Origin of the sequence: Microbacterium sp. M28, from assembly GCF_025836995.1 — a bacterium.
Lineage (GTDB): Bacteria > Actinomycetota > Actinomycetes > Actinomycetales > Microbacteriaceae > Microbacterium.
The window spans coordinates 1997383-2021702 of sequence record NZ_CP107546.1; the positions used below are offsets into that span (position 1 = coordinate 1997383).

General features: G+C 68.4%; 21 protein-coding genes. 4 read left to right on the forward strand and 17 right to left on the reverse strand.

The features are described from left to right. Positions 1-32: 32 nt before the first annotated feature. The 14 genes from OED01_RS09885 to OED01_RS09950 all read right to left on the reverse strand — a co-directional run bounded on the left by OED01_RS09885 (position 33) and on the right by OED01_RS09950 (position 15271). On the reverse strand, positions 33-710 hold the full coding sequence (locus tag OED01_RS09885) for a YggS family pyridoxal phosphate-dependent enzyme (RefSeq protein WP_264155113.1): 678 nt from the start codon (positions 708-710) through the stop codon (positions 33-35). 19 nt (positions 711-729) lie between these two features. After that, a complete protein-coding gene (gene ftsZ / locus OED01_RS09890; RefSeq protein WP_264155114.1) occupies positions 730-1875 on the reverse strand; it encodes a cell division protein FtsZ in 1146 nt (381 codons plus the stop codon). Between the two features lie 198 nt (positions 1876-2073). Continuing rightward, the gene (locus OED01_RS09895) at positions 2074-3000 is read right to left on the reverse strand and encodes a cell division protein FtsQ/DivIB (protein ID WP_264155115.1); all 927 of its coding nucleotides are present in this window, start codon (positions 2998-3000) and stop codon (positions 2074-2076) included. Positions 3001-3003: 3 nt separating this feature from the next. Continuing rightward, complete coding sequence (gene murC / locus OED01_RS09900; protein ID WP_264155116.1) at positions 3004-4404, reverse strand: UDP-N-acetylmuramate--L-alanine ligase; 1401 nt, start codon at positions 4402-4404, stop codon at positions 3004-3006. Positions 4405-4416: 12 nt separating this feature from the next. Then, the gene (locus OED01_RS09905; protein ID WP_264155117.1) at positions 4417-5496 is read right to left on the reverse strand and encodes a UDP-N-acetylglucosamine--N-acetylmuramyl-(pentapeptide) pyrophosphoryl-undecaprenol N-acetylglucosamine transferase; all 1080 of its coding nucleotides are present in this window, start codon (positions 5494-5496) and stop codon (positions 4417-4419) included. Further along, positions 5493-6701 carry an FtsW/RodA/SpoVE family cell cycle protein gene (locus OED01_RS09910; protein WP_264155118.1) on the reverse strand — a complete coding sequence of 403 codons (1209 nt, stop codon included), beginning with the start codon at positions 6699-6701 and terminating at the stop codon, positions 5493-5495. The genes OED01_RS09905 and OED01_RS09910 overlap by 4 nt, the downstream gene beginning before the upstream one ends. Next, positions 6670-8205, reverse strand: coding sequence for a UDP-N-acetylmuramoyl-L-alanine--D-glutamate ligase (murD, locus tag OED01_RS09915; RefSeq protein ID WP_264155119.1), 1536 nt, complete (start codon positions 8203-8205; stop codon positions 6670-6672). Before murD ends, OED01_RS09910 begins: the two co-directional genes overlap by 32 nt. Next, positions 8198-9310 carry a phospho-N-acetylmuramoyl-pentapeptide-transferase gene (gene mraY, locus OED01_RS09920; protein WP_264155120.1) on the reverse strand — a complete coding sequence of 371 codons (1113 nt, stop codon included), beginning with the start codon at positions 9308-9310 and terminating at the stop codon, positions 8198-8200. Before mraY ends, murD begins: the two co-directional genes overlap by 8 nt. Further along, positions 9307-10719: a UDP-N-acetylmuramoyl-tripeptide--D-alanyl-D-alanine ligase gene (locus OED01_RS09925; protein WP_264155121.1), complete on the reverse strand. Its 1413-nt coding sequence runs from the start codon at positions 10717-10719 to the stop codon at positions 9307-9309. Before OED01_RS09925 ends, mraY begins: the two co-directional genes overlap by 4 nt. A 30-nt stretch (positions 10720-10749) precedes the next feature. Then, positions 10750-12546, reverse strand: a complete 1797-nt coding sequence (locus tag OED01_RS09930; RefSeq protein ID WP_318841099.1) for a peptidoglycan D,D-transpeptidase FtsI family protein — start codon at positions 12544-12546, stop codon at positions 10750-10752. Between the two features lie 10 nt (positions 12547-12556). Then, entirely contained in the window at positions 12557-13141 is a 585-nt protein-coding gene (ftsL, locus tag OED01_RS09935) for a cell division protein FtsL (RefSeq protein ID WP_264155122.1), read from the reverse strand. Continuing rightward, a complete protein-coding gene (gene rsmH, locus OED01_RS09940) occupies positions 13138-14076 on the reverse strand; it encodes a 16S rRNA (cytosine(1402)-N(4))-methyltransferase RsmH (RefSeq protein WP_264155123.1) in 939 nt (312 codons plus the stop codon). The genes ftsL and rsmH overlap by 4 nt, the downstream gene beginning before the upstream one ends. Before the next feature lie 100 nt (positions 14077-14176). After that, positions 14177-14608 (reverse strand): division/cell wall cluster transcriptional repressor MraZ, encoded by a 432-nt coding sequence (gene mraZ, locus OED01_RS09945; protein WP_264155124.1) that lies wholly within the window; start codon positions 14606-14608, stop codon positions 14177-14179. A 279-nt stretch (positions 14609-14887) separates the two neighbouring features. Further along, on the reverse strand, positions 14888-15271 hold the full coding sequence (locus OED01_RS09950) for a DUF3040 domain-containing protein (RefSeq protein ID WP_264155125.1): 384 nt from the start codon (positions 15269-15271) through the stop codon (positions 14888-14890). A gap of 104 nt (positions 15272-15375) precedes the next feature. Between OED01_RS09950 and OED01_RS09955 the strand changes: the two genes are divergently transcribed. Beyond that, complete coding sequence (locus OED01_RS09955) at positions 15376-16464, forward strand: polyprenyl synthetase family protein (protein WP_264155126.1); 1089 nt, start codon at positions 15376-15378, stop codon at positions 16462-16464. A 10-nt stretch (positions 16465-16474) separates the two neighbouring features. Here the strand turns inward: OED01_RS09955 and OED01_RS09960 are convergent, their stop codons facing one another. After that, entirely contained in the window at positions 16475-16834 is a 360-nt protein-coding gene (locus OED01_RS09960; RefSeq protein ID WP_413231577.1) for an Rv2175c family DNA-binding protein, read from the reverse strand. A 123-nt stretch (positions 16835-16957) separates the two neighbouring features. Between OED01_RS09960 and OED01_RS09965 the strand changes: the two genes are divergently transcribed. After that, entirely contained in the window at positions 16958-18160 is a 1203-nt protein-coding gene (locus OED01_RS09965) for a LysM peptidoglycan-binding domain-containing protein (RefSeq protein WP_264155128.1), read from the forward strand. 79 nt (positions 18161-18239) lie between these two features. After that, entirely contained in the window at positions 18240-20189 is a 1950-nt protein-coding gene (gene pknB, locus OED01_RS09970; protein WP_264155129.1) for a Stk1 family PASTA domain-containing Ser/Thr kinase, read from the forward strand. 61 nt (positions 20190-20250) lie between these two features. Here the strand turns inward: pknB and OED01_RS09975 are convergent, their stop codons facing one another. Both OED01_RS09975 and OED01_RS09980 read right to left on the reverse strand, forming a co-directional pair. Then, entirely contained in the window at positions 20251-21591 is a 1341-nt protein-coding gene (locus OED01_RS09975; protein WP_264155130.1) for a class II 3-deoxy-7-phosphoheptulonate synthase, read from the reverse strand. Between the two features lie 39 nt (positions 21592-21630). After that, complete coding sequence (locus OED01_RS09980; protein ID WP_264155131.1) at positions 21631-22329, reverse strand: lysophospholipid acyltransferase family protein; 699 nt, start codon at positions 22327-22329, stop codon at positions 21631-21633. A 118-nt stretch (positions 22330-22447) separates the two neighbouring features. On the opposite strand from OED01_RS09980, the gene OED01_RS09985 reads away from it, so the two are divergent. Beyond that, positions 22448-24277 carry an AMP-dependent synthetase/ligase gene (locus OED01_RS09985; protein WP_264155132.1) on the forward strand — a complete coding sequence of 610 codons (1830 nt, stop codon included), beginning with the start codon at positions 22448-22450 and terminating at the stop codon, positions 24275-24277. The last annotated feature ends 43 nt before the right edge of the window (positions 24278-24320 follow it).

A 24320-nucleotide genomic window follows, 5' to 3' on the forward strand; every position in this document is an offset into this window, starting at 1 on the left:
CCGGAAACTATCGGGGCTGGTCTTGTTCGAGGTTATCCCCGCGCAGGGCGAGGACCGGTGATTGCGGAGCCGATCCGCAGGTGTGTCGCGCCGGCGGCGATCGCCGGAACGAAGTCGGCGGTCATGCCCGCCGAGATCCAGGTGGCGTCCGGATGCTGCGCGCGCACGGCATCCGCCACCGAGCGCAACCGGGCGAAAGCCGATGCGGGCTCCTCGTCCAAGGGCGCCACCGCCATGACCCCGCGCAGGCGCAGCGAGGGCAGGCCGGCGATGTGATCCGCGAGCCCGAGCGCACCGTCGGGCTCGACTCCTCCGCGACCGACGTCCTCGGTGAGGTTCACCTGCACGAGCACGTCGAGCACGTCGTCGTTCTCCGCCGCGCGGTGCAGGGCGTCGGCCAGACGCTCGCGATCGACGGAGTGCACCGCGTCAGCGCTGCGCCTGATCGCTCCCGCCTTGTTCGTCTGGGCCTGGCCGATGAAGTGCCAGCGCACCGGCACGTCGGCGAGCTCGCCCCGCTTGGCGGTCAATTCCTGCTGGCGATTCTCACCGACATCGGTCACGCCGAGGGCCGCGAGGTCCGCCACGAGCGACGCCGGGTGGAACTTGGTCACGACGATGCGCGTGATCTCCCGGGCATCCCGCCCTGCCAGGCGCGCGGCGTCGGCGATCTGCTCATCGATCGCCGACAGCCGTGCTGCCAGGGTCATCGTGCGAGCGTCCGCGTGGTCACTTGAGGAACTCGGGGATGTCGAGGTCGTTGTCGTCCGCGAACGCCGGCTCGTAGCTGCTGGTCGCCGAGATGGGAGCGACGGGCTGACGCTTCTCCTCGACCACCGGCACCTCGATGCTCTTCTCCTCCGCGACCGTCTGCTCGGGCAGCGCCTCCGGGCGCGACAGGAACGTCGGATCCAGACGCAGCGACGGCTCTCCACCGTCGAAGCCGGCCGCGATGACCGTGACGCGCACCTCGTCGCCGAGCGTGTCGTCGATGACGGTACCGAAGATGATGTTCGCCTCGGGGTGCGCGGCTTCCTTGACCAGGTCGGCTGCGTCGTGGATCTCGAAGATGCCGAGGTTGGAACCACCCTGGATCGAGAGCAGGACACCGTGCGCGCCCTCGATGGATGCCTCGAGCAGCGGCGACTCCACGGCGAGTTCGGCGGCCTTGATGGCCCGGTCGGCGCCGCGGGCGGAGCCGATGCCCATGAGGGCGGAACCCGCGCCCTGCATGACCGACTTGACGTCGGCGAAGTCGAGGTTGATCAGGCCAGGCGTGGTGATGAGGTCCGTGATGCCCTGCACACCGGCGAGGAGCACCTGGTCGGCGGTCGCGAACGCCTCGATCATGGAGATGCCGCGGTCGCTGATCTCCAGGAGGCGGTCGTTCGGCACCACGATGAGGGTGTCGACCTCTTCCTTGAGCTTCGCGACGCCAGCCTCGGCCTGGCTCTGGCGACGACGACCCTCGAACGAGAACGGCTTCGTCACGACACCGATCGTCAGGGCGCCGATCGACTTCGCGATGCGGGCGACCACCGGCGCGCCGCCGGTTCCGGTCCCGCCGCCTTCGCCGGCCGTCACGAAGACCATGTCGGCACCGGTCAACGCCTGCTCGATCTCCTCGGCGTGGTCCTCGGCGGCCCGACGGCCCACCTCGGGGTCGGCTCCGGCGCCCAGACCGCGGGTGAGCTCGCGACCCACGTCGAGCTTGACGTCGGCGTCGCTCATCAGCAGCGCCTGTGCGTCGGTGTTGACGGCGATGAACTCGACACCGCGCAGGCCGAGTTCGATCATGCGGTTGACGGCGTTGACACCGCCACCGCCGACGCCGACGACCTTGATCACGGCGAGGTAGTTCTGGTTCTGGCTCATGGCCGGCCTCCGATATGTCGAGCCTGAAAATCTGTTCTGCGAGTGTGTGAACTTTAAACCTCAACTAGAGGTGTAAAGTATTTCCCGGTATTGCGTTCTCTTGATCGAAGGTATGCGCCTATCAGGCGTGCGCCCGCAACGACACGGGCGTGTCTCGCAATCGCCTCGTTCGAGCGCTCGCGAGGGCACGCTCGACGGTCAGCCCGCGATGCCGACGTCAGGAGTCGAGACGTCGAAGTTCCGTGCGTCTGGGTTGCCGGCGACGAGCCGGGACAGGACGACCGCCTTGAGCGCCGATTCCTCCGAACTCCCCCACACGACGTTCTTGTCGCCGAGCGCGAGCGTGACATCGTCGGTCGACGAGGCCTGCACCCGCGTGAGCTGGGCGCGCAGGTCGGCCGGCAGCGACCGGACAACCAGCCCCGCCGATTCGAAGGCCGCAGAGTCCGTCCCGCCCTCGATCTCCAGCAGGGGCTGCCCCTCTGGCTGGGAGTCGGTCGTGGCCAGGGCGACGCCTGCGGCATCCACGACGGTGTAGCCGGCATCCGTCTTCAGGACGCCGACGGGGGTGCGCTCGACGATCCGCACCGTCAGCTCGTGCGGCGGCTTCGCCTCGAGCGCGTACGTCTCGATCAGCGGGAAGGCCACGAGCGCCGCTTTGACCTCGCCCGCATCGACGAGCGCCAGCGGCGTGCCGATCTGCTCGGACAGCGCCGACTCGATCTGCGCAGGGTCGAGCGCGGACGCGCCGACCACCGTCACCTTCTGCACCGCGAACAGCGGGCTGTACGCGGTGAGCGCCGTTCCGCCGATCAGGAGAACGAACGCCCCGAGGACGCCGAGCCACAGCATCCTGCGACGCCGGGAGCGCTGGGTGAACCGACGGATCTCGCTCTTGAGCGCCTTCCGCCGTGCGCGGGCCGCGCGCCACACATCACGCTGCGTGAGCAGCGGTTCCTCGGCCTCGGCGGCTGCTCGATCGTCCGTCGCTTCCTCGTCCGCCGTGGTGATCGGCGTGACCAGGCCGTCCGGCGCGCGATCGTCCGTCCGCCGTCCACGGCGGACCGACCCATCGGCGGGCGGCTGCTCGTCCGGTGTGACCGGAAGGGGCGCTGGCCGGCGCACGCGTCAGTCCCCTGGCGTCCGGCGGAGCGAGTCGAGCACCTGCGGGATGATCTGGTAGACGTTGCCGCAGCCCAGCGTGATGACGTAGTCGCCCTCGCGCGCGATGCTCGCCGTGTAGTCAGCCGCTTCCTGCCAATCCGCGACATAGTGCACGTTGCCCTGATCGGCGAACGCACCGCTGACCAGCTCACCGGTCACACCCGGTACCGGATCCTCACGGGCGCCGTACACATCGAGCATGACGGTGTGGTCCGCACCCTGCTCCAGCACCTCCGCGAACTCGCGGAACATGTGCTGGGTGCGCGAATACGTGTGCGGCTGCTGGATCGCGATGACCCGACCTCCGCCGACCACGCTGCGAGCGGTGGCGAGGGCGACCTGCACCTCGGCCGGGTGGTGCGCGTAATCGTCGAACACGCTCACGCCGCGCTCGGTGCCGTGCAGTTCGAAGCGCCGGACGGTGCCGGCGAACCCCTCGAGCGCGCGCGCGGCGTCGGCGAGCGAGTGGCCGAGCGCCTGCAGCACCGCCACCGCACCGGCGGCATTGATCGCGTTGTGCGCGCCGGGAACGGCGAGCGTGAGTCGGACGGACTCCTCGCCGCGCGTGAGCGTCGCCGAAACAGGGCCCGTGGTGTCGATGTCCGTGACGCGGAGATCGGCGTCCTCGGCGAGGCCGAAGGTGATCACGTTCGGGTGCGACATGCCGGACGCGACGCGTAGGGCGCCGGGGTCATCGCTCGAGATCACGACCGCTTCTGCGGCGGCATCCGCGAACCGGACGAACGCGTCGTGGAACGCCTCGTCGGAGCCGTAGAAGTCGAGGTGGTCGGGGTCGACATTCGTGATGAGCGCCACGGCGGTGTCGTAGAGCAGGAACGTGCCATCGGACTCGTCGGCCTCGATCACGAACAGCTCATCGGAGCCGGTCGCACTGGACGTGCCGAGCTGCTCGATCACTCCCCCGTTGACGAAGCTCGGGTCTGCGCCGAGGTCGCGCAGAGCCGTCACGATCATGCCGGTGGACGTGGTCTTGCCGTGCGCGCCGGCGACGGAGACGAGCCGGCGCGAGCCGATCAGCCAGTGCAGCGCCTGCGAGCGGTGGATGACGTGCAGCCCACGCTCCTTGGCGGTGACGAACTCCGGGTTCTCCGGCCAGATCGCGCCGGTGTGGATCACGGTGTCGGCGTCGCCCAGCTGCGCGGCGTCGTGGCCGACGTGGACGGTCGCACCGGCATCCGCCAGCGCGCGCAGGGCGGCGCTGTCGGCACGGTCGGAACCGGACACCCGGATCCCTGCGTCGAGGAACATCTTCGCGAGTCCGCTCATACCGGATCCGCCGATGCCGATGAAGTGCGCGGCGGTGATGGACTCCGGGATCGGGAGGGTGAGGTCAGGTCTGATCATGTCGTCCTCAGTTTAGTTCGCCGTCGCCAGGGCGCGGTCGACGAGGGCGATGACGTTCTCCGTGCCGGCGCGCGTCCCGACGCGAGTGGCCGCGTCCGCCATCGCGGAGATGCGATCGGGGTCGCGCAGCAGCGGTACGACGACCTCGCGCACCGTGTCGCCCGAGAACGTGGCGTCGTCCAGCAGCACCGCAGCACCCGCCGCGACGGCGGAACCCGCGTTGAGCCGCTGCTCTCCGTTGCCGACCGAATACGGCACGTACAGCGCCGGAATGCCGAGGGCGCTGATCTCGCTGACGGTGGCTGCTCCTGAGCGCGACACGATCAGATCGGCCAGCGCGAATGCGAGGTCCATCCGATCGATGTAGCGGCGCATCGTGTACCCGGCGGCGGCGGGGTCGGCGAGGTCGCTGCGCTCCCCCGTCACGTGCAGCAGCTGCCATCCGGCATCCAGCACGTCCTGCCAGGAGTCCGCGAGGGCGTTGTTCAGTCGCTGAGCGCCGAGCGAACCGCCGAAGACCAGCAGCACAGGGCGGTCCGCATCGAGTCCGAACGCCTCTGCGGCCTCGGCTCTGGCGGCCTGACGGTCGAGTTCGATGACCTCGCGCCGCAGAGGCATGCCGACGACCTCCGCTCCGCGCATGGGCGTCCCGTCGAAGGCGACGCCGACCGCGACCGCGCGACGCGCGCCCAGCCTGTTCGCCAGTCCCGGCTTGGCGTTGGCCTCGTGGATCACATACGGCACGCGCTCTCGCCGCGCGGCCACGTAGGCGGGAGCAGACGCGTACCCGCCGAAGCCGATGACGACGTCGACGCCGCGCGCGCGGATGTGCTCTCGGACCTGGCGGACCGCGCGGCGGAACCGGCTCGGGAAAGCCGCAGCCTGCTTGTTCGCCCGCCGGGGGAAGGGGACCTTGTCGACGATGAGCAGTTCGTAGCCGCGCTCCGGGACCAGACGGGCCTCGAGGCCCTCGGCCGTGCCGAGCACCAGAAGGTCGGCTTCGGCGTCGCGCCGACGGATGCCGTCGGCCACGGCGAGCAGGGGGTTGACGTGTCCGGCGGTTCCTCCGCCGGCGAGCAGGTACGTGGTCACCTGGTGACCTTACCTCGTCCGTCTGCGGGGATCGTGCGCGCCAGAGCCAGGAGCACACCGCACGCGAGCAGCACCGACAGCAGGGCCGTTCCGCCCTGCGACATGAACGGCAGCGGCACGCCCATCACGGGGAAGACGCCGATGACGACGCCGATGTTGATGAGCGCCTGCCCGATGATCCAGACCGTGATGCCGCCCGCGGCGACGCGGATGAACGGGTCGTCCGTCTTGCGGATGATGTGGAAGGCGCCGACGGCGAAGACGGTGAACAGGGCCATGACGACGATGCAGCCGATCAGTCCGAGCTCCTCGCCGACGATGGCGAAGATGTAGTCGTTCGCCGCGGCGGGCAGCCAGCCGTACTTCTCCTGCGAGTTGCCCAGTCCCAGGCCGAAGACGCCTCCGGTGGCCATACCCCAGAAGCCGTGGATCGCCTGATAGCAGATCGTGTCGTACGTGGTCCGATCGACGGCGGGATCGACATTGGCGCACAGCGCCGTGATGCGGCGCATGCGGTTGTCGCTGGAGAGCGCGTAGAACAGCACAGCCGTGATGCCCAGCAGCAGCGGGATGATGAACAGCCGCAGCTTCACCCCGGAGAAGAACAGGCAGGCCAGCAGCACGAGCACGAGCACCATGGCCGTTCCCAGGTCGTCACCCGCGATGACGGTTCCGATCACGAGCACCGAGACGGGGATGACAGGGATGAAGACGTGCTTCCAGTTGGCGAGCAGTGTCTTCTTGCGCAGGAGCACGTATGCGATCCACAGCGCGAGAGCGAGTTTGAGGAACTCGGACGGCTGCAGCTGCGTGACGCCGATGTCGATCCAGTTGCGGTTGCCGTAGGAGTTGACGCCGAGCGGCGTGAACACGAGCAGCTGCAGCAGGGTGGCGCCGATCAGCGCCGGCCAGGCGAGCCGTTTGAGCCAGGCGATCGGCATCCGGCTGACGAGGAACATCATCGGGATGCCGACGAGGGCGAACAGCCCCTGCTTGATCGCGGTGTCCATCGTGCCGCTTTCGATGGCGGCGGTCGCGGACACCACCATGACGAGTCCGAAGATCGTCAGCAGCAGCGCGGCGGACGCGATCAGGACGAATTCGGTCGACGGCGGCGTGAGCAGCCGTCCGAGCGAGACGCGGGCCGCGAGGCCGGCCGAACCGGTCGTGGACTCAGTGCGCTTCGGGCGAGCCACCTGCGTCATGCGCGCTCCCCCGGTCGATCCATCCCTGCACCGCTTCGGCGAAGCGGCGGCCGCGGTCCGCGTAGCTGGAGAACTGGTCGAAGGATGCCGCGGCGGGGGCCAGCAGGACCGTGCCCTCCCCATCGACGATCCCGGTCGCGATCTCCACGACGCGGTTCATTACCTCTCCAGTGTCCCCAGTGACGACCTCGAAAACCGGCACCGCCGGCGCGTGTCGTGCGAATGCCGCGACGACCTCGGCGCGCTCCACGCCGATGACCACTGCGGCGCGCGCCGTCGATCCGACGTCCGCGACGAGCTCTGCGATGTCGACGCCCTTCAGATCGCCCCCGACGACCCACACCGCACCGGGATAGGCGCGCAGCGACGACGCCGCGGCGTGCGGGTTGGTGGCCTTGGAATCGTCGACCCAGGTGATCCCACGGTGCCGCGCGATGACCTGGATGCGGTGGGCATCCATCCGGAAGGCGCTCAGCGCCCGCGCGATCGCCTCCGGCTCGACGCCGAGCGATCGTGCCAGTGCACTGGCGGCGAGGATGTTCTGCACCACGTGCGGTGCGGACAGCCCTGCGCGCTCGAGGTCGGCGATCGTCGTCAGTTCGAGGGCGCTGTTGGCGCGATCGTCGAGGAACGCCCGATCGGCGAGGATCCCCTCGACGATGCCGAAGTCACTGGGGCCGGGGATGCCGAGGTCGAACCCGATCGCACGGGCGCCGTCGACGACATCCGCCTCTTCGACCATCTCGCGCGTCGCGGCATCCGCCTTGTTGTACACGCAGGCGACCCGCGTGTTGCGGTAGACGATCGCTTTCGCGTCCCGGTAGGCCCGAGCGCTGCCGTGCCAGACGAGGTGATCGTCGGCGAGGTTCAGGCAGACGGTCGAGTACGGGTAGAGCTCGGCCTCCGGCGCGCTCTGTCCGAGGTACCAGAGCTGATGGCTGGAGAGCTCGACCACGAGGACATCGAAGCCGGCCGGGTCGCGCACCGCGTCCAGGACGGGGATGCCGATGTTGCCGCACGGTGCCGCGCGGAGGCCGCCTTCGACGAGCAGGGTCGCAGTCAACTGCGTCGTCGTCGTCTTGCCGTTGGTGCCGGTGATGAGCACCCACTCGGCAGGGCTGCCGTCCGGACGCACGACCTTGTCGCGCACCCGCCAGGCGAGCTCCACATCGCCCCAGAGCGGGATGCCGGCTTCCTGCGTCCAGCGGATCACGGGGTGCGACGGCGGGAACCCCGGCGAAGCGATGACGACCTCTGGTCCGAACGCGCGCAGCGCATCCGGGACGTCGGAGAGCGGGCCGATCTCGAGCGCGGCGCCGATGATCGGCACGAGCCGCTCGTACTCCTCGCTCGCGCTCTCGGACAGCACGAGCACCTCGGCACCGAGCTCGGTGAGGGTGTCGGCGACCGAGAATCCGGTCACGGAGAGTCCGAGGACGGCGACCCGGAGGCCGGTCCAATCGGCGTGCCAGCTGGTCAGCTCGTCGAGGCGCCGCTCAGTCATTGATCTGGCTCAGCCATTCGACGTAGAACAGACCGACGGTCGAGACCGAGAGCAGCCCTGCGATGATCCACAGCCGGACGACGATGGTCACCTCCGGCCAGCCGCGCATCTCCAGATGGTGATGGAACGGACTCATCAGGAACAGCCGCTTGCCGCGGGTGATCTTGAAGTACGCGCGCTGGAGGATCACCGATCCGGAGGAGAGCACGAAGACACCCGCGATGATCAGCAGCAGCAGCTCGGTGCGGGTGAGGATCGCCAGGGCCGTGATGACGCCGCCGATGGCCATCGAGCCGACATCGCCCATGAAGACCTTCGCCTTGGGAGCGTTCCACCAGAGGAACCCGATGAGACCGGCCGCGAACGACGCGGCCACGATCGCGAGGCTGAAGGGGTCGCGCACTTCGTAGCAGGCGGACAGGACGGACGGGTCGATCTCCTCGCCGCACACCTGTTTGAACTGCCAGAACGCGATCAGGCCGTAGGCGCTGACGACGAAGACCCCCGCGCCGGCCGCGAGCCCGTCGAGTCCGTCGGTGAGATTGACGCTGTTGGAGGTCGCGACGCCGATCACCGAGATCCAGATGAGGTACAGCGCCCATCCGAGGACCAGGCCGCCGGCCATGAGGTTCAGCCAGGGGATGTCGCGGAACAGCGACACGTATCCGCTCGCCGGTGTGTTGCCGAAGTCGTTGGGGAAGTTCAGCGCGAGGATCCCGAACGGGATCATCACGATCAGTTGGCCGACGATCTTCCGCCACCCTGAGAGACCGAGGCTGCGCTGAGAGCGCACCTTCATGTAATCGTCGATGAAACCGACCGCGCCGAAGCCGACCATGAGCCACAGCACGAGCATCGCCGAGATGGTCGGTTCGCTGCCCCCCGCGTAGACCCCGGTGAAGTAGCCGACGATGGTTCCCACGATGAAGATGACGCCGCCCATCGTGGGCGTTCCGCGCTTGGCCTCGTGGCTCGGGTTCTCGATCGCGTCGGGGGTGCGGATGACCTGACCCCAGCCCCATGCGCGGAACAGCCGCAGGAAGACCGGTGTCAGGAAGAGTGTGAAGGCGAGCGATATCGCCGCCGCCATAAGCAGGGACCTCACGAGAACAATTCTCCCAGACGATCACCGAGGTGCCGGAGCCCCACGGAATTGGATGACTTCACGAGCACGCGGTCCCCCGCGCGCAGCTCGTTCTTCAGGTACTCGAAAGCGGAGTCCTGGTCGGGCAGATGAACCGCCTCGCTGTCCCAGGACCCCTCCCCGATGGCGGAGATGTACAGACGCCTCGCCTCCGGGCCGACGACGACGATGCGCTGGATGTTGAGCCGCACGGCGAGCAGCCCGATCCGGTCGTGCTCCTCCCCCGCATCCTCGCCCAGCTCGCTCATCGCGCCGAGGACCGCGACGGTGCGCTCGTCCGGTCCGGTGATCTGCGCGAGGGTGCGCAGCGCGGCCGCCATCGAGTCGGGGCTGGCGTTGTACGCGTCGTTGATGATGCGCACCTCGTCGTTGCCCATCGGCTGCATGCGCCAGCGCTCCGCGATCTTCAGCGTCTGCACGCGCTCGATGGCGGTCGCCGTCGGCACGCCCAGCGCCCGTGCTGCCGCGATCGCGGCCAGGGCGTTCGAGATGTGATGTGCTCCGAGGACCTGGAGCGACAGGGGGAACGACGCGTCGTCGGCCTCGATCACGCAACGGGTTCCGGATGCCGAGACCTCGACGTCGCGGGCGCGGACGTCGGCGCTCGCGCCTTGGCCGAAGCCGATCACGGTGATGCCGCGTTGCTCTGCCGCCGGACGCATGGCCGCGACGCGGGGGTCGTCCACGTTCAGGACGCTGGTTCCGCCGTTCCTCGTCGCGGTGATCAGCTCGGCCTTGGCCTTAGCCGTGGCCTCGATGCCGCCGAAGCCGCCGGCGTGAGCCATGCCGACCATCAGCACGATCGACAGATCGGGTTCGACGAGTCCTGCCAGGTGCGCGATCCGGCCCGGTGCGCTCGCACCGAACTCGCTGACCAGGAACGCGGTGTCCTCGGTGACCCGCAGCATGGTCACGGGCGCGCCGACCTCGTTGTTGTACGAGTTGATGGGTGCGACGGTCGCCCCTTCGCCCTCGAGGATGCGGGCGAGCATGTTCTTCGTCGTGGTCTTGCCGTTCGAGCCGGTGATTCCCACGATGCGGAGCCGGCCGAGCGCCCTGACGCGCGCCACGACCTCGCGGGCGAGGTCGGCAAGCGCTCCGACGGCATCCGCCACGACGATCTGCGTGATCGGGGCGTCGACGACGCGTTCCACGATCGCGAGCGATGCCCCCTGCTCGGCGGCCTGGCCGACGAAGGCGTGCCCGTCGGTCGTCGCACCGGGCTTGGCCACGAAGATCGCCCCTCGACCCATCTGCCGCGAGTCGGTGTCGACGACTCCGTCCACGACGCTCTCGGGGGTGTGGTCGCCGAAGGGATGCAGCTCGCCCTTCAGGACAGCGGCGATCTCGGCGAGGGACAGGGCGATCATCACATCTCCATGCGCGGCGCAGGCGCCGGCTCAATCGAACTTGGACAGGAGTTCGTCCATGGGCTCTGTGGACGGCTGCACGCGGTAGGTCTTGAGCACCTGCGTCATCGCCTTCTGGAAGGCGACGGCGGTGGCAGCGGAATTCCTAATCTTAGTCGGCTCGTCCATCGTGACCACGACGACGTACTCGGGGTCCTCGGCCGGCGCGTATCCGACGATGCTCACGTCGAACACGCCCGACTTGTACCCGCCGTGTCCGTCCGGTGTCTGCGCGGTACCCGTCTTGGTCGCGATCCGGTAGCCGGGGACCTCGATCCGCTCGGACAGTCCGCCCTGGACGGCGACGTTCTCGAGCATCCGCTGGACCTGCGCCGCCGTGCTCTCGCTGATGACCTGCTCGCGGGCCGGCTCGTCGGCCGCCACGACGGTGCCATCGGCCCCGGTGCACGATTCGATGAGCGACAGATCGATGCGCTGTCCGTCGTTCGCAAGCGTCTGATAGGTGCTCGCGAGCTGCGCCGCGGTGATCGTGAAGTGCTGACCGAACGTCGTGGTGTACAGCGACTGGTTGTCCCACTCGCTGGCCGGATGGAGCTGGCCGGCCAGCTCTCCGTAGAAATCGATGGCCGTCTTCTGCCCGACGCCGAACTTGGCGAGGTAGTCGTGGCGGACCTCGGGAGAGACCATCGTGCCGTACTTCGACAGGGCCACGTTGGACGAATCGATCAACGCACCGGCGAGCGTGTACGTGTACTGAGGGTGCGAGAACGGGTCGTTGATCTCGGCCCCGTTCGGGAAGTGCTCACGGCTCTTCGCCGTCACGGTCGTCGACCAGTCCGCGGCGCCCTGGTCGATGATCGTGGCTGCGGTCACGGCCTTGAACGTGGAGCCAGGCTCGAACCACTTCGAGAAGATCTGCGACTTCCAATAGTCCTGCGGAGTGCCATCGACGTTGTTGGGGTCGACCGACGGCCATTCCGCCGCGGCGCGGATCTTGCCGCTCTTGACCTCCACGACCGTCACTGTGGCGCTCTCGGCCCCCTGACGCTGCGCCTCCTCGGCGATCATCTGCTGCAGGTACCAGTTCAGGTCGCTGTTGAGCGTGAGCTGCACGGTGCCGCCGTCGACGGCATCCGTGGTGGTCTGACTGCCGGGGATGATCACACCGTCCTTGCCGGTGCGGTAGGTCTGCGAGCCGTCGGTCGGCGCGAGGCACTCACCAGCCATGCGCTCGACACCGTACTGGCCTTCACCGTCGCCGTTGAGGAAGCCGACCATGGTGCCCGCGACGGCGCCGTTGGGGTACACCCGCACACTGCGGGACTTCATCGCGAGATAGGCGAGCCCCTCCTCCTTCAGCTCTTTCAGCTTCAGGTACTGCTCGGTGTTCACCCCGCTCTCGAGGAAGAGGTACTGCGACGCCGGGTCCTCTTCGAGGCGCGCCGCGACGTCGGCTCGGAGCTGCTCCCCTGTCGTGCCGATGATCGCGGCGATCTTGTCCGAGGCCTCCGCCCACAGATAAGCGGGCGGGTTCTTCGTGTTCGCGTCGACGACCGCGATGAGCGACGGCGAGAGCTGGACGTCGTACACCAGCGTGCTCGCGGCGAGGACGGTCCCGTTGGAGTCGACGATGCTGCCCCGGTTGCCGGCGACGGTCGTCGTCGTGCCGAGATTGCCCACCTGCAGCGAGTCTGTGACGTGATCGTCCGCCGAGACGACCTGGATGTCGACCAGACGCACGACGAAGGCGGCGAGGACCGCGAAGACGACTGCCAGCGCGACGACGGTACGCCGCCGGGGACCACGGGTTGCGCGAGTCGTCATCATGTCTCCGGTCTCAGTGTGTGCTCGGGGTCGGCAGCCCATCGGTCAGGGCGGGCGGCGTGTCGGATTCCGGTGGCGCAGCGGCATCACCGGCGGCGGACTGCTCGGCGGCCCCAGCCGCGGCGGCCGCGGCGGCGCGGTCCTCGATCAGGGAGTTGGCCACCGCGCCCGCTCCGTTCGGGTCGATGGACGACGTCCAGTCGGCTCCCGTACCCGCGCCGACGACCGTCCCGTCGCTGAGACGCAGGTACGAGGCGCTGCCGGCCACGACCATGCCGAGCTCGCTCGCCTTGCTCGCGAGCGACTGCGGTGAGTTGGCGCCGGCGAGCTGCTCTTCGAGCGCCTGCGCCTCCAGGTTCAGCGAGCGCTGCTGGTCCTTCAGATCGGCGAGCACGAACGAGTCATGCGTCGTCGCGAGGGTCAAGCCCATCTGCGCGGCTCCGATCAGCACCGCCCCTGCGAGCGCCACAAGCGCGTACACCAGCTTCGGACGGCGGCGCGGTGCCGTCTCCTCGACCGGACGCAGGCGCGGGCCGCGCTCTTCACGGATCGGCGACTGCGGGTGCGGCAGCCGGCGTGCGGTGGCTTCAGCACTCATGACCGCTCCCTCAGCTTCTCTGCGGCGCGCAAGCGCACCGGTATCGCGCGCGGGTTGCGTGCGCGCTCTTCGTCTCCTGCCAGTTCGGCGCCCTTGGTCAGCATCCGGAAGCGGGGGGCGTGCTCCGGAAGCTCGACCGGAAGACCGGCCGGGGCCGTCGACGCGGATGCCGTGGCGAACGCCTGTTTGATCAGACGGTCCTCCAGCGATTGGTACGCCATCACGACGATGCGTCCGCCGATGTCGAGTGCGTCCATCGCGGACGGGATCGCGTCCGCCAGCACGCTCAACTCGGAGTTGACCTCGATCCGCAGAGCCTGGAACACCCGCTTGGCGGGGTGGCCGGCGCGCTGGGCTGCCGCCGGCGTCGCCGCGACGAGCAGCTCGACGAGTTGCCCCGACCGCTCCAACGGTGCCTGCTGGCGCGCCTGCACGATGAAACGCGCGTATCGGCCGGCGAGTTTCTCCTCGCCGTAGCGCTCGAAGATGCGGCGAAGGTTGCCCTCGCTGTACGTCGCGAGCACGTCGGCGGCCGTCGTGCCCTTGGTCTGATCCATCCGCATGTCCAGCGGCGCGTCCTTCGAGTACGCGAAGCCGCGATCCGCCTCGTCGAGCTGCAGGGAGGAGACTCCGAGGTCGAAGAGGATGCCGTCGGCGCCCTGCGCGTGCAGGCCGATCTCGTCGTATACGGAGTGCACGAACGAGGCGCGCCCACCGAAGCGTGCCAGGCGCTCCGACGCGATGCGCAGCGCATCGGTGTCGCGGTCGAGACCGATCAGCCGGATGTTCTCGAATCGCTCGAGGAACGCCTCGGCATGCCCGCCCATTCCGAGCGTGGCGTCGACCAGGACGGCGCCGTCGCGCTGCAGGGCCGGAGCCAGCAGTTCGATGCAGCGCTCCAGGAGGACCGGGGTGTGGATGTCACGGATGCTCATGATGTCTTCGGGAGACCTTCGACTCTGATCCCCCTCCGCTTCTCGACCCGGCACCGGGGAAGTGTGTCGGGGCGGGAGCGGCGGGGCATCACAGTCGAGGTCAGAACAATCCCGGAATCACCTCCTGTTCCAGTTCTGCGTACGATTCCTCGTTTCCTTCGAGGTAGGTGTTCCAGGCCGCGGCATCCCAGATCTCGGCGTGGGCGCCGACACCGGTCACGACGAGCTCCTTCTGGAGTCCCGCGTACTGGCGCAGGTGCGCCGGGATGGTGATGCGGTTCTGGCTGTCGGGCATCTCTGCGCTGGCACCCGACAGGAACATGCGCAGGAAGTCCCGCGCCTGCTTGTTGCTGAGCGGCGCTTGCCGGATCCGCTCGTGCAGTTCCTCGAACTCGGCCGTGCTGAAGACGTAGAGGCAGCGTTCCTGCCCACGCGTGACGACGATGCCGCCGGCGAGATCCTCTCGGAACTTCGCGGGAAGGATGACTCGGCCCTTGTCGTCGAGCTTCGGTGAGTGCGTCCCCAGCAACATCGGCCTTCACCCCCTCTCCGTCCGGCCAACTCGAGGTACGCCCCACTTTACTCCACTTTGCTCCACATTCCTATGACCAATCGCCTCGATGATGGCACACGGCGACATCACCCCGCGAGGAACGCCTCATCGAACCGCGGAAAACCGACGATCCTGGACAGTGGAGCGAAGTGGAGCATCAGTGGAGGGAGGGTGGGGGCGCGCGGAGGATCCGGCGCCGAAAACACGAAGAACCCGGATGCTCAGAGCATCCGGGTTCTCGAAGTGGAGCGAAGTGGGTCAGCGACCTTCTTGGCGGCGATCCCATCGATCGTTCATGCGATCCATGAAGCCGGCCGAGGAGGGAGCGCGCTTCTCGCGCGGTGCCTTGGGGAGGGATCCGGTCGTGCGACGCACCGGGGTCACGGCGAGCATGACGCCCCCGAGCATCGCGAGGAATCCGACGACGCCGATGGCGATCGCGAATGCGCCGAGATCGCCGGCCAGTGCGACGCCGACGACGAGCGCGCCGATGCCGACCAGCAGCAGAACCGCACCGTAGACGAGGTTGCGATAGCTCAGAACGCGATCCCCCGAGGGCGCGCTGACGACATCGGCGTCGTTCTGAAGGAGATGGCGTTCCATCTCGTCGAGCAGACGCTGCTCCTGTTCGGACAGTGGCATTCCGTCCCCCTCGGGTTTCGTGTCTTCCAGTCTACCCGCGCACCGGGCTCGGAGGCTAGAGATCGGCTGAGAGGTGTTGCACCGGATCGCCGTAGGCTGAGCACGTGCACTCCCCCTCCTCCGTCGCCGATTCCGTCGCCCGCTCGCTGGACGAGTTCGTTTCGAGGGTGCGAGCCGAAGCCGACCCCTACGGACCCGACGGGCGACGGTTCATCGACGCCGCGGCGGCGACGCTGTCGGGCGGCAAGCGCCTGCGCGCACGTTTCTGCCATGCCGGCTGGAGCGCGGTCGCTCGGGTCGGGAACCCGAAGGCGCCGGAGCCGGATGCCCTGTGGCGGCTGTGCGCTTCGCTGGAAGTGTTCCAGGCCGCGGCCCTGGTGCACGACGACCTCATCGACAACTCCGACACCCGCCGCGGACGCCCTGCCGCGCATCGGGCGCTGGAGGCGGAGCATCGTGATGCACGATGGAGCGGAGACGCCGAAGGGTTCGGGCGATCCGGGGCCGTGCTGCTCGGAGATCTGCTGGTGGCGTGGAGCGACGACCTGCTCGAAGACGCCCTGCAGGGATTGCCCCAGGCACCGGCGGTTCGGGCCGAGTACGCCCGCATGCGGCGGGATGTCACGACCGGGCAGTTCCTCGACGTCACCGAGGAGTCCGCGTGGAGCGTCAATCCGATCGACGAGCACGCCGAACGCGCGCTGCGGGTGATCTCTTTCAAATCCGCTCGGTACAGCGTCACCCAGCCTCTTCGGCTCGGGGCGATCCTCGCGGGCGCCGACGATGCGCAGCTGGAGGCGCTCGACAGCTTCGGGATGCCACTCGGCATGGCCTTCCAGCTGCGCGACGACGTCCTCGGCGTGTTCGGCGATCCGGCGCTCACGGGCAAGCCGAGCGGAGACGATCTCCGGGAGGGGAAGCGCACGGTGCTCATCGCCTTCACGCGCGAGCGTCTGGCCGCGTCCGCCCGCGTCGTGCTCGACGAGATGCTCGGCGACCCCGACCTCGATGACGCGCAGGTCGCCGCGCTGCAGGCGACTGTCCGCGACAGCGGTGCGCTGGACCGTGTGGAGGAGTTGATCACGGACTACGCGCGCACGGCCGACCGGTCATTGACCGGCGCGCGCCTCGACAACGCCGCGGTCGGCGATCTGCGCGAGCTCACCAGGGCCGCGACGTCGCGCGTGGCCTGACGGCCCGCCCTCAGGCGAGGGTGCGCGCGACGCGCCGGACCGCGCTCTTGTGTCCGTCCAGCAGAGCGGCGATCGGGGTGCGCCCGAGCGAGTCGTCTTCGGCGAGCAGCCAGTCGATGACCTCGTCGTCGGTGAGTCCGACATCCTGCAGCGCGATGATCGTGCCGCGCAGCGATGAGAGCGGATGTCCGTCGACGATGAAGATCGCCGGCACCGCGAGAACACCCGTGCGCCGCGAGGCGACCAGGTAGTGCTCGTCGATGAGTCGGCGCACGCGGCTCTGCGACTCGCCGAGCACCTCGACGAGGTCGGGCAGGGTCAGCCAGTCGGTCGGGGTCGATGCGGGGGCAGTCTCAGACACGTTGTTCACTATCTCACCTCTGGTCGGAACACGCATATCGCCCCATCAGTAACAGCGGTCACATTGGCCACTTCTGTTGACTTCCGTATACAACCGTGTCAGCGTGGACGAGGATCTAAGGGGGGGCTTACCTTGAGCCAGCAGAACACGCGTCGCCGCAATCGCCACGTCCAGGTGGGCATCCCGGCCGCGCTCCTGAGTACTCTTTCCGGCGCTTTCGCCGTCGCTCCGGCCGCCGCATCCGAGGTTCCCACCGGCGTGTTGGAACGCACGCATGCGGTCGGCTCTCGCGCCCTGCCCACCACGGCTCCGGGCGCCGCCACGCACACGGTGCAGGCAGGCGAGACCGTTTGGGCGATCGCCCGGCAGCACGGACTGCGGTCGGCCGATCTCGTGGCATGGAACGGCTTGGGCGCCGATGCCCTGATCAGGCCGGGCCAGGTGCTGCGTCTCACGCCCGGCGCCGCACCGGCGAGCACGGCGCCCGCGCCCGCACCGGCGCCCGCCGCCCAGTCCTACACCGTGGTCGCCGGCGACACGATCACCCGCATCGCCTCGAAGCACGGCACGACGATCAACGCCGTGCTCGCGGCGAACGGGCTTTCCCGGTCGTCGGTCATCTATCCGGGTCAACAGCTGCGCATCTCCGGGGTCGCCGCTCCGGCATCCGCACCAGCGGCGACGCCGGCATCCGCCCCTGCTCCGACCGCCGACGCGGCGACCAGCCACACCGTCGTCGCCGGCGACACCATCAGCGCGATCGCGAAGAAGTACGCGACCAGCGTGAGCGCCGTCCTCGCCGCCAACGGACTGACGGGTTCGTCGATCATCTACCCCGGTCAGAAGATCGCGATCCCCGGCACCCGGGCCGCGCAGCCCGCCAGCGTTCCGGCGCTGGCGCCGACCGATCATGGGCCCCAGAACGCGGTCCTCAACGCTCCCCAGACCGAGAACGCCCTCATGATCATCCGGATCGGGCGCGAGCTCGGCGTCTCGGACCGCGGGATCGCGATCGCATTGGCGACCAGCATGGTGGAGTCGTGGCTGCGCAACCTCGACTGGGGCGACCGGGATTCGCTCGGTCTGTTCCAGCAGCGGCCCAGCACCGGCTGGGGCACGGCGGAGGAGATCCGCAACCGCGACTACGCGATCCGCACGTTCTACACCGGCAACACGAACCCGGACGGCACGATGACGCACGGCCTGCTGGATGTCAGCGGCTGGGAGTCAATGCGGTTCACGGATGCGGCGCAGGCCGTGCAGAAGTCGGCCTTCCCCGAGCGCTACGGCCAGTGGGAGCAGGCGGCCCACCAGTGGCTCGCGCAGCTCGGATGACGAACGACTCCCCTGCCGGGATCGCCTCAGGGGTGAGGCGTTCCCGGGGCTTTCAGCCTGTTCTCCGTAGACTTTCTTCGTGACGACGAATCAGCAGGCCGACCCTCTCATCGGGCGGCTTGTCGACGGTCGCTACCGTGTGCGCGCCCGCATCGCTCGCGGCGGGATGGCCACGGTGTACGTCGCCACCGACCTGCGGCTCGAGCGCCGCATCGCCCTGAAGGTGATGCACGCCCATCTCAGCGACGACTCGAACTTCCAGAGCAGGTTCATCCAGGAGGCCCGCGCAGCGGCACGACTGGCCGACCCGCACGTGGTCAACGTGTTCGATCAGGGGCAGGACGGCGAACTCGCCTACCTCGTGATGGAGTACCTCCCCGGCATCACGCTGCGCGAGCTCATGCGCGAACAGCGGCGCCTGACCATCCCTCAGACGATCACCATCATGGATGCCGTGCTCGCGGGTCTCGCGGCGGCCCATCGGGCGGGGATCGTGCACCGCGACGTCAAGCCGGAGAACGTGCTGCTCGCCGAGGACGGTCGGATCAAGATCGGTGACTTCGGCCTGGCCCGCGCGACGACCGCGAACACCGCCACCGGTGCGCAGCTGCTGGGTACGATCGCCTATCTCGCTCCGGAACTCGTCACCCGCGGAACCGCCGACGCGCGCAGCGACATCTATGCGCTGGGCATCATGCTGTATGAGATGCTCACCGGCGAGCAGCCGTACAAGGGCGAGCAGCCGATGCAGATCGCCTTCCAGCACGCCACGGAGTCCGTGCCGCGTCCGAGCGTGCGCAACCCCTCGGTCCCCGAACCTCTGGACGAACTCGTCCTGTGGGCGACCGAGCGGTCCCCGCAGGAGCGCCCGGACGACGCGCAGGCGATGCTGAACCGCCTGCGCGAGATCGAGAAGGAGCTCGGCATCGCTCCGCAGGTCGCCGCGGCGACCTCTCCCCCGGCGCGTTCCCAGCTTGACTCCGGCGAGGTCACGAAGGTTCTCCCCGGCACGGCCGTCGTCGCCGATCCGACCGGACCGGTGACCGAGCAGGTCGACAACGCCACGCTGCTGCGGCGTCGCACCTCGCGCAGACGAGCACGAGGAGCGTTCCTGCTCGCCCTCGTCCTGCTGCTCGCGACGCTCGCCGGCGGCGTCGGGTGGTGGTTCGGGTCCGGACCAGGGTCGCTGGTCGCCGTCCCGGATGTGGCGGGCGAGACCTTCGAGGCCGCACAGGCGGAACTCGTCGAGCACGATCTCGTCGCCGTCCGCGCGGAGGCGGATTCGATCGAGGTCGATGCGGGTCTCGCGATCCGCACCGATCCGGAGCCCGGTCAGCGCCTGGACAGGGGCACCGAGGTCACGGTCGTGATCTCCACCGGCCCCGCGACCCATTCGCTCGAGCCGCTCGCAGGTCAGAGCGCGGATGCCGTGCGCACCATCCTCGGCGACGCGAAGGTCAACCTCGCAGAAGACGAGACGTACTTCTCCGCGGACGTCGCAGAGGGCTCCGTGCTCAACGTGCGCATCACCCCGCGCGACGGCGGCGACGCGTATGCCTGCGGTGAAGGATGCGAGGTCCGCGAGGACGACTCCGCGACCATCCAGGTGTCGCTGGGCGCGGTCCCGGATGTCGCAGGGATGACTGTGAATCAGGCGACGGAAGCCCTGACGGACAAGGGCCTCTCGGTCGCCGCCGAGCCCACGCTGCAGTTCAGCGACACGTTCTCCGACGGCGAGGTCATCGGCATCGCGGATCGTGCCGAGGAAGGCCCGTGGCGCCCGGGTGACGAGGCGACGCTCATCGTCTCCAAGGGCCCCAAGCTGTTCGAGGTGCCGAGCGTGGTCGGCATGACCCGCGACGAGGCGCGGTCCACGCTCGAGGAAGCCGGGTTCCAGGTGTCCGGGATCGACTTCCCGTGGAACATCGCCCAGGACGGCCTGACCGAGGTCAAATCGCAGGAGCCGGGCGGCGAGTCTATGCACCCAGCCGGCACCACCGTCAAGATCACCATCGACGTCCGGGATTAGGCCCAGGCACGTCGACGAGTCCGCTGCGGGTGCCGAGGGCGTCCTCGGCACCCGCACAGGATCAGCGCTTCTCGAGCTCCTCGGCGACGAGGAACGCCAGCTCCAGGCTCTGCATGTGGTTCAGGCGAGGGTCGCACAGCGACTCGTAGCGCGTCGCGAGGTCGGCCTCGTCGATGTGCTCCGATCCGCCGAGGCACTCGGTGACGTCGTCACCCGTGAGCTCGACATGGATGCCGCCGGGGAACGTCCCCACCGCTCGGTGCGCCTCGAAGAAGCCGCGCACCTCGTCCACGACGTCGTCGAAGCGACGCGTCTTGTACCCTGTCGGCGTGGTGATGCCGTTGCCGTGCATGGGGTCGGTGACCCAGAGCGGAGTCGCACCGGCATCCTTCACGGCCTCCAGCAGGGGCGGAAGCGCATCGCGGATCTTGCCCGCGCCCATGCGCGTGATGAAGGTGAGTCGACCGGGCTCGCGCTCGGGGTCGAGCTTGTCGATGAGCGCGAGAGCCGTCTCGGGCGAGGTGGTCGGGCCGAGCTTGACGCCGATCGGATTGCGGATCTTGGAGAAGTAGTCGACATGCGCGCCGTCGAGCTCGCGCGTGCGCTCACCGATCCAGAGGAAGTGCGCAGAGGTGTTGTACGGCGTGTCCGTGCGCGAGTCGATGCGCGTCATCGGACGCTCGTAGTCCATCAGCAGGCCTTCGTGACCCGTGAAGAACTCGACGCGCTTGAGCTCGTCGAAGTCGGCTCCTGCCGCCTCCATGAACTTGATGGCACGATCGATCTCGCTCGCCATCCGCTCGTAGCGCTGGTTGGCCGGGTTCTGCGCGAAGCCCTTGTTCCAGGAGTGCACCTCGCGGAGGTCGGCGAACCCGCCCTGGGTGAACGCGCGGATGAGATTCAGGGTGGATGCCGCGGTGTGATACCCCTGAAGCAACCGGCCGGGGTCGGCAGTGCGGGACGTCTCGGTGAAGTCGTAGCCGTTGACGATGTCGCCGCGGTAGGCGGGCAGCGTGATGTCGCCGCGCGTCTCGGAGTCGCTGGAGCGGGGCTTGGCGAACTGACCCGCCATCCGCCCCATCTTCACGATGGGCATGGACGCGCCGTAGGTGAGCACGACAGCCATCTGCAGAACCGTCTTGATGCGGTTGCGGATCTGTTCCGCCGTGGCGCCGGCGAACGTCTCGGCGCAGTCGCCTCCCTGCAGCAGGAACGCCTTGCCCGATGCCGCGCGCGCAAGCCGATCCCGCAGATTGTCGACCTCGCCCGCGAACACCAGCGGCGGGAGCGATGCGATCTGGCCGGAGACCTCGGCGACGCGGTCCGCGTCGGGCCACTGCGGCTGCTGCTTGATCGGAAGTGCGCGCCAGGCGTCGAGTGCGGCGTCATGCGGGTTCGGCATGCTCCCCAGCTTACTGGGGTGCGGTGCCTCCCCGACGCGTCAGGAACCCCGTGTGACGCGGGTCGGGAGGCGGTCCTTGACGGTCGAGGCGTAGACGTCGTCGTACTCCTGCTCGCCGAGGCGCTGCAGTGCGATCATGATCTCGTCCGTGACGGAACGGAGGATGTAGCGATCGTTCTCCATCCCTTCGTATCGGGAGAAGTCCAACGGTTCACCGATGACGATGCCGACGCGCACGATGTTCGGCAGACGCTGCCCGATCGGCATCGCGGTGTCGGTGTCGACCATGACGACCGGGATCACCGGGACCTTCGCCTCGAGCGCCATGCGGGCGATGCCGGTGCGACCGCGGTACAGCTTGCCGTCGGGGCTGCGCGTCCCCTCCGGATAGATGCCGAGCAGATCTCCGCGTCCGAGCACCTGCAGTCCGGTGTTGAGGGACGCCTCGGAGGCCTTGCCACCCGAGCGGTCGATCGGGATCTGGCCGGTGGCCTTCATGAAGAAGCGAGTGGCCCATCCCTTGATCCCGCGGCCGGTGAAGTAGTCGCTCTTGGCGAGGAAGGACATCGGACGGTCGATCACGAGCGGCAGGAAGATCGAGTCGGCGAACGAGAGATGGTTGCTGGCGAGGATCGCCGCGCCCGTCGTCGGCACGTTGCGCCGACCCACGATCCAGGGGCGGAAGATCGCCTTGACGATGGGGCCGATCGCGACATACTTCATCAGCCAGTAGAACATCGATGTGCAGTCTAGCGCCCCGCTCCCGGGTGCGACGCAGTCTCAGATCTCGTGCGACTGAATGCCATGCCCTAGACTCGAGTCACACCCGTGCCCGACCGGTACCGAAGGAGCTGCCATGGTCCAGTTCGATGTTCCCGCCATCGTCCCCGCCGACCCAGATGCAAACATCACAGACCTGCTCGTCGAGAGGGTCAAGGCCACTCCGGACCGGGCACTGTTCTCGGTCCCGCAGGGCGAAGGATGGCGCGACATCACGGCGGCCGACTTCCAGACGGCCGTGATCGCGCTCGCGAAGGGCTTCGTCGCCGCCGGCGTCCAGCCCGGCGACAAAGTCGGCTTCATCGCACGCACCACCTATCAGTGGACACTCATCGATTTCGCGCTCTTCTACGCCGGAGCCGTGATGGTGCCGGTCTACGAGACCAGCTCCCCCGCGCAGATCCAGTGGATCATGGAGGACTCCGGCGCTGTCGCGCTCATCGTCGAGTCGTCCGATCACTTCCAGCGCTTCGACGAGGTCCGCGGCGACCTGCCCCTGGTGCGCGAGGTCTGGCAGCTGCACCTCGGCGCGATCGACGCGCTCACCGCGCAGGGCACCTCGGTCGAGGATGCCGAGATCGAACGGCGCCGTCAGATCGCCGTCGGCAGCGACATCGCGACCCTCATCTACACCTCCGGCTCGACGGGGCGCCCCAAGGGCTGCGTGCTGACGCACAGCAACTTCGTCGAGCTGACGCGCAACGCCTCGAAGTCGCTGGACTCCGTGCTCTCGATGCCCGGCGCGTCGACCGTGCTGTTCATCACGACGGCGCACGTGTTCGCCCGGTTCATCTCGATCCTCAACATCCACGCCGGTGTGCGCACCGGCCACCAGCCGGACACGAAGCAGCTGCTGCCTGCGCTCGGGTCGTTCAAGCCGACGTTCCTGCTCGCCGTCCCGCGCGTGTTCGAGAAGGTGTACAACTCCGCCGAGCAGAAGGCGGAGGCCGGCGGCAAGGGCAAGATCTTCCACGCCGCGGCGGCCGCGGCGATCGAGCACTCGCGTCTGCTCGAAGAGGGACGCAAGATCCCGTTCGGGCTGAAGATCAAGTTCGCGCTGTTCGACAAGCTGGTCTATTCGAAGCTGCGCGCCGCGATGGGCGGCAACATCGCCTACGCGATCTCCGGCTCCGCTCCCCTGGGCGCTCGGCTCGGGCACTTCTTCCATAGCCTCGGCGTGGTGATCCTGGAGGGATACGGCCTGACCGAGACCACGGCACCGGCCACGGTCAATCAGGGCGACAAGTCCAAGATCGGAACCGTCGGCCCCGCGCTCCCCGGTGTGAGCGTCCGCCTCGCCGAGGACGGCGAGATCGAGGTCAAGGGCGTCAACGTCTTCAAGGAGTACTGGAACAACCCGGAGGCCACCGCCGCCGCATTCGACGACGGATGGTTCAGAACCGGTGACATCGGCTCCTTCGACAGCGACGGCTTCCTGACCATCACCGGACGCAAGAAGGAGATCATCGTCACCGCCGGCGGCAAGAACGTCGCACCGGCGGCGCTGGAGGATCCCATCCGCGCCAATCCCGTCGTCGGTCAGGTCGTCGTCGTCGGCGACCAGAAGCCGTTCATCTCGGCGCTGATCACTCTCGATCCCGAAATGCTGCCGACGTGGCTCGCGAACAACGGCCTCGACGCTTCCATGTCGCTCGCCGAGGCATCCCGCAACGCAGCGGTTCGTGCCGAGGTGCAGCGCGCCGTCGACGTCGCCAACAGCAACGTCTCCCGCGCCGAGTCGATCCGCAAGTTCACGATCCTTGGATCCGAGTGGACCGAGGCTTCAGGCCACCTGACGCCGAAGATGTCGATCAAGCGGAACGTGATCCTGACCGACTTCGCCGAGGAGATCTCCGCGATCTATGACGAGCCGGTGCAGACCACGAACGTCGCCCTCGGTGGCTGACACTCCCGAGTGAGCGGGTGAAACGCGGTGATCGCTGCTCAGC

What these genes read in the sequence shown, in the direction of transcription:
- OED01_RS09885 (WP_264155113.1), bottom strand. Translation starts at nt 710, where the DNA reads ATGACCCTGGCAGCACGGCTGTCGGCGATCGATGAGCAGATCGCCGAC.
- ftsZ (WP_264155114.1), bottom strand. Translation starts at nt 1,875, where the DNA reads ATGAGCCAGAACCAGAACTACCTCGCCGTGATCAAGGTCGTCGGCGTC.
- murC (WP_264155116.1), bottom strand. Translation starts at nt 4,404, where the DNA reads ATGATCAGACCTGACCTCACCCTCCCGATCCCGGAGTCCATCACCGCC.
- OED01_RS09910 (WP_264155118.1), bottom strand. Translation starts at nt 6,701, where the DNA reads ATGACGCAGGTGGCTCGCCCGAAGCGCACTGAGTCCACGACCGGTTCG.
- murD (WP_264155119.1), bottom strand. Translation starts at nt 8,205, where the DNA reads ATGACTGAGCGGCGCCTCGACGAGCTGACCAGCTGGCACGCCGATTGG.
- OED01_RS09925 (WP_264155121.1), bottom strand. Translation starts at nt 10,719, where the DNA reads ATGATCGCCCTGTCCCTCGCCGAGATCGCCGCTGTCCTGAAGGGCGAG.
- OED01_RS09930 (WP_318841099.1), bottom strand. Translation starts at nt 12,546, where the DNA reads ATGATGACGACTCGCGCAACCCGTGGTCCCCGGCGGCGTACCGTCGTC.
- ftsL (WP_264155122.1), bottom strand. Translation starts at nt 13,141, where the DNA reads ATGAGTGCTGAAGCCACCGCACGCCGGCTGCCGCACCCGCAGTCGCCG.
- rsmH (WP_264155123.1), bottom strand. Translation starts at nt 14,076, where the DNA reads ATGAGCATCCGTGACATCCACACCCCGGTCCTCCTGGAGCGCTGCATC.
- mraZ (WP_264155124.1), bottom strand. Translation starts at nt 14,608, where the DNA reads ATGTTGCTGGGGACGCACTCACCGAAGCTCGACGACAAGGGCCGAGTC.
- OED01_RS09950 (WP_264155125.1), bottom strand. Translation starts at nt 15,271, where the DNA reads ATGCCACTGTCCGAACAGGAGCAGCGTCTGCTCGACGAGATGGAACGC.
- OED01_RS09975 (WP_264155130.1), bottom strand. Translation starts at nt 21,591, where the DNA reads ATGCCGAACCCGCATGACGCCGCACTCGACGCCTGGCGCGCACTTCCG.
- OED01_RS09980 (WP_264155131.1), bottom strand. Translation starts at nt 22,329, where the DNA reads ATGTTCTACTGGCTGATGAAGTATGTCGCGATCGGCCCCATCGTCAAG.
- OED01_RS09985 (WP_264155132.1), top strand. Translation starts at nt 22,448, where the DNA reads ATGGTCCAGTTCGATGTTCCCGCCATCGTCCCCGCCGACCCAGATGCA.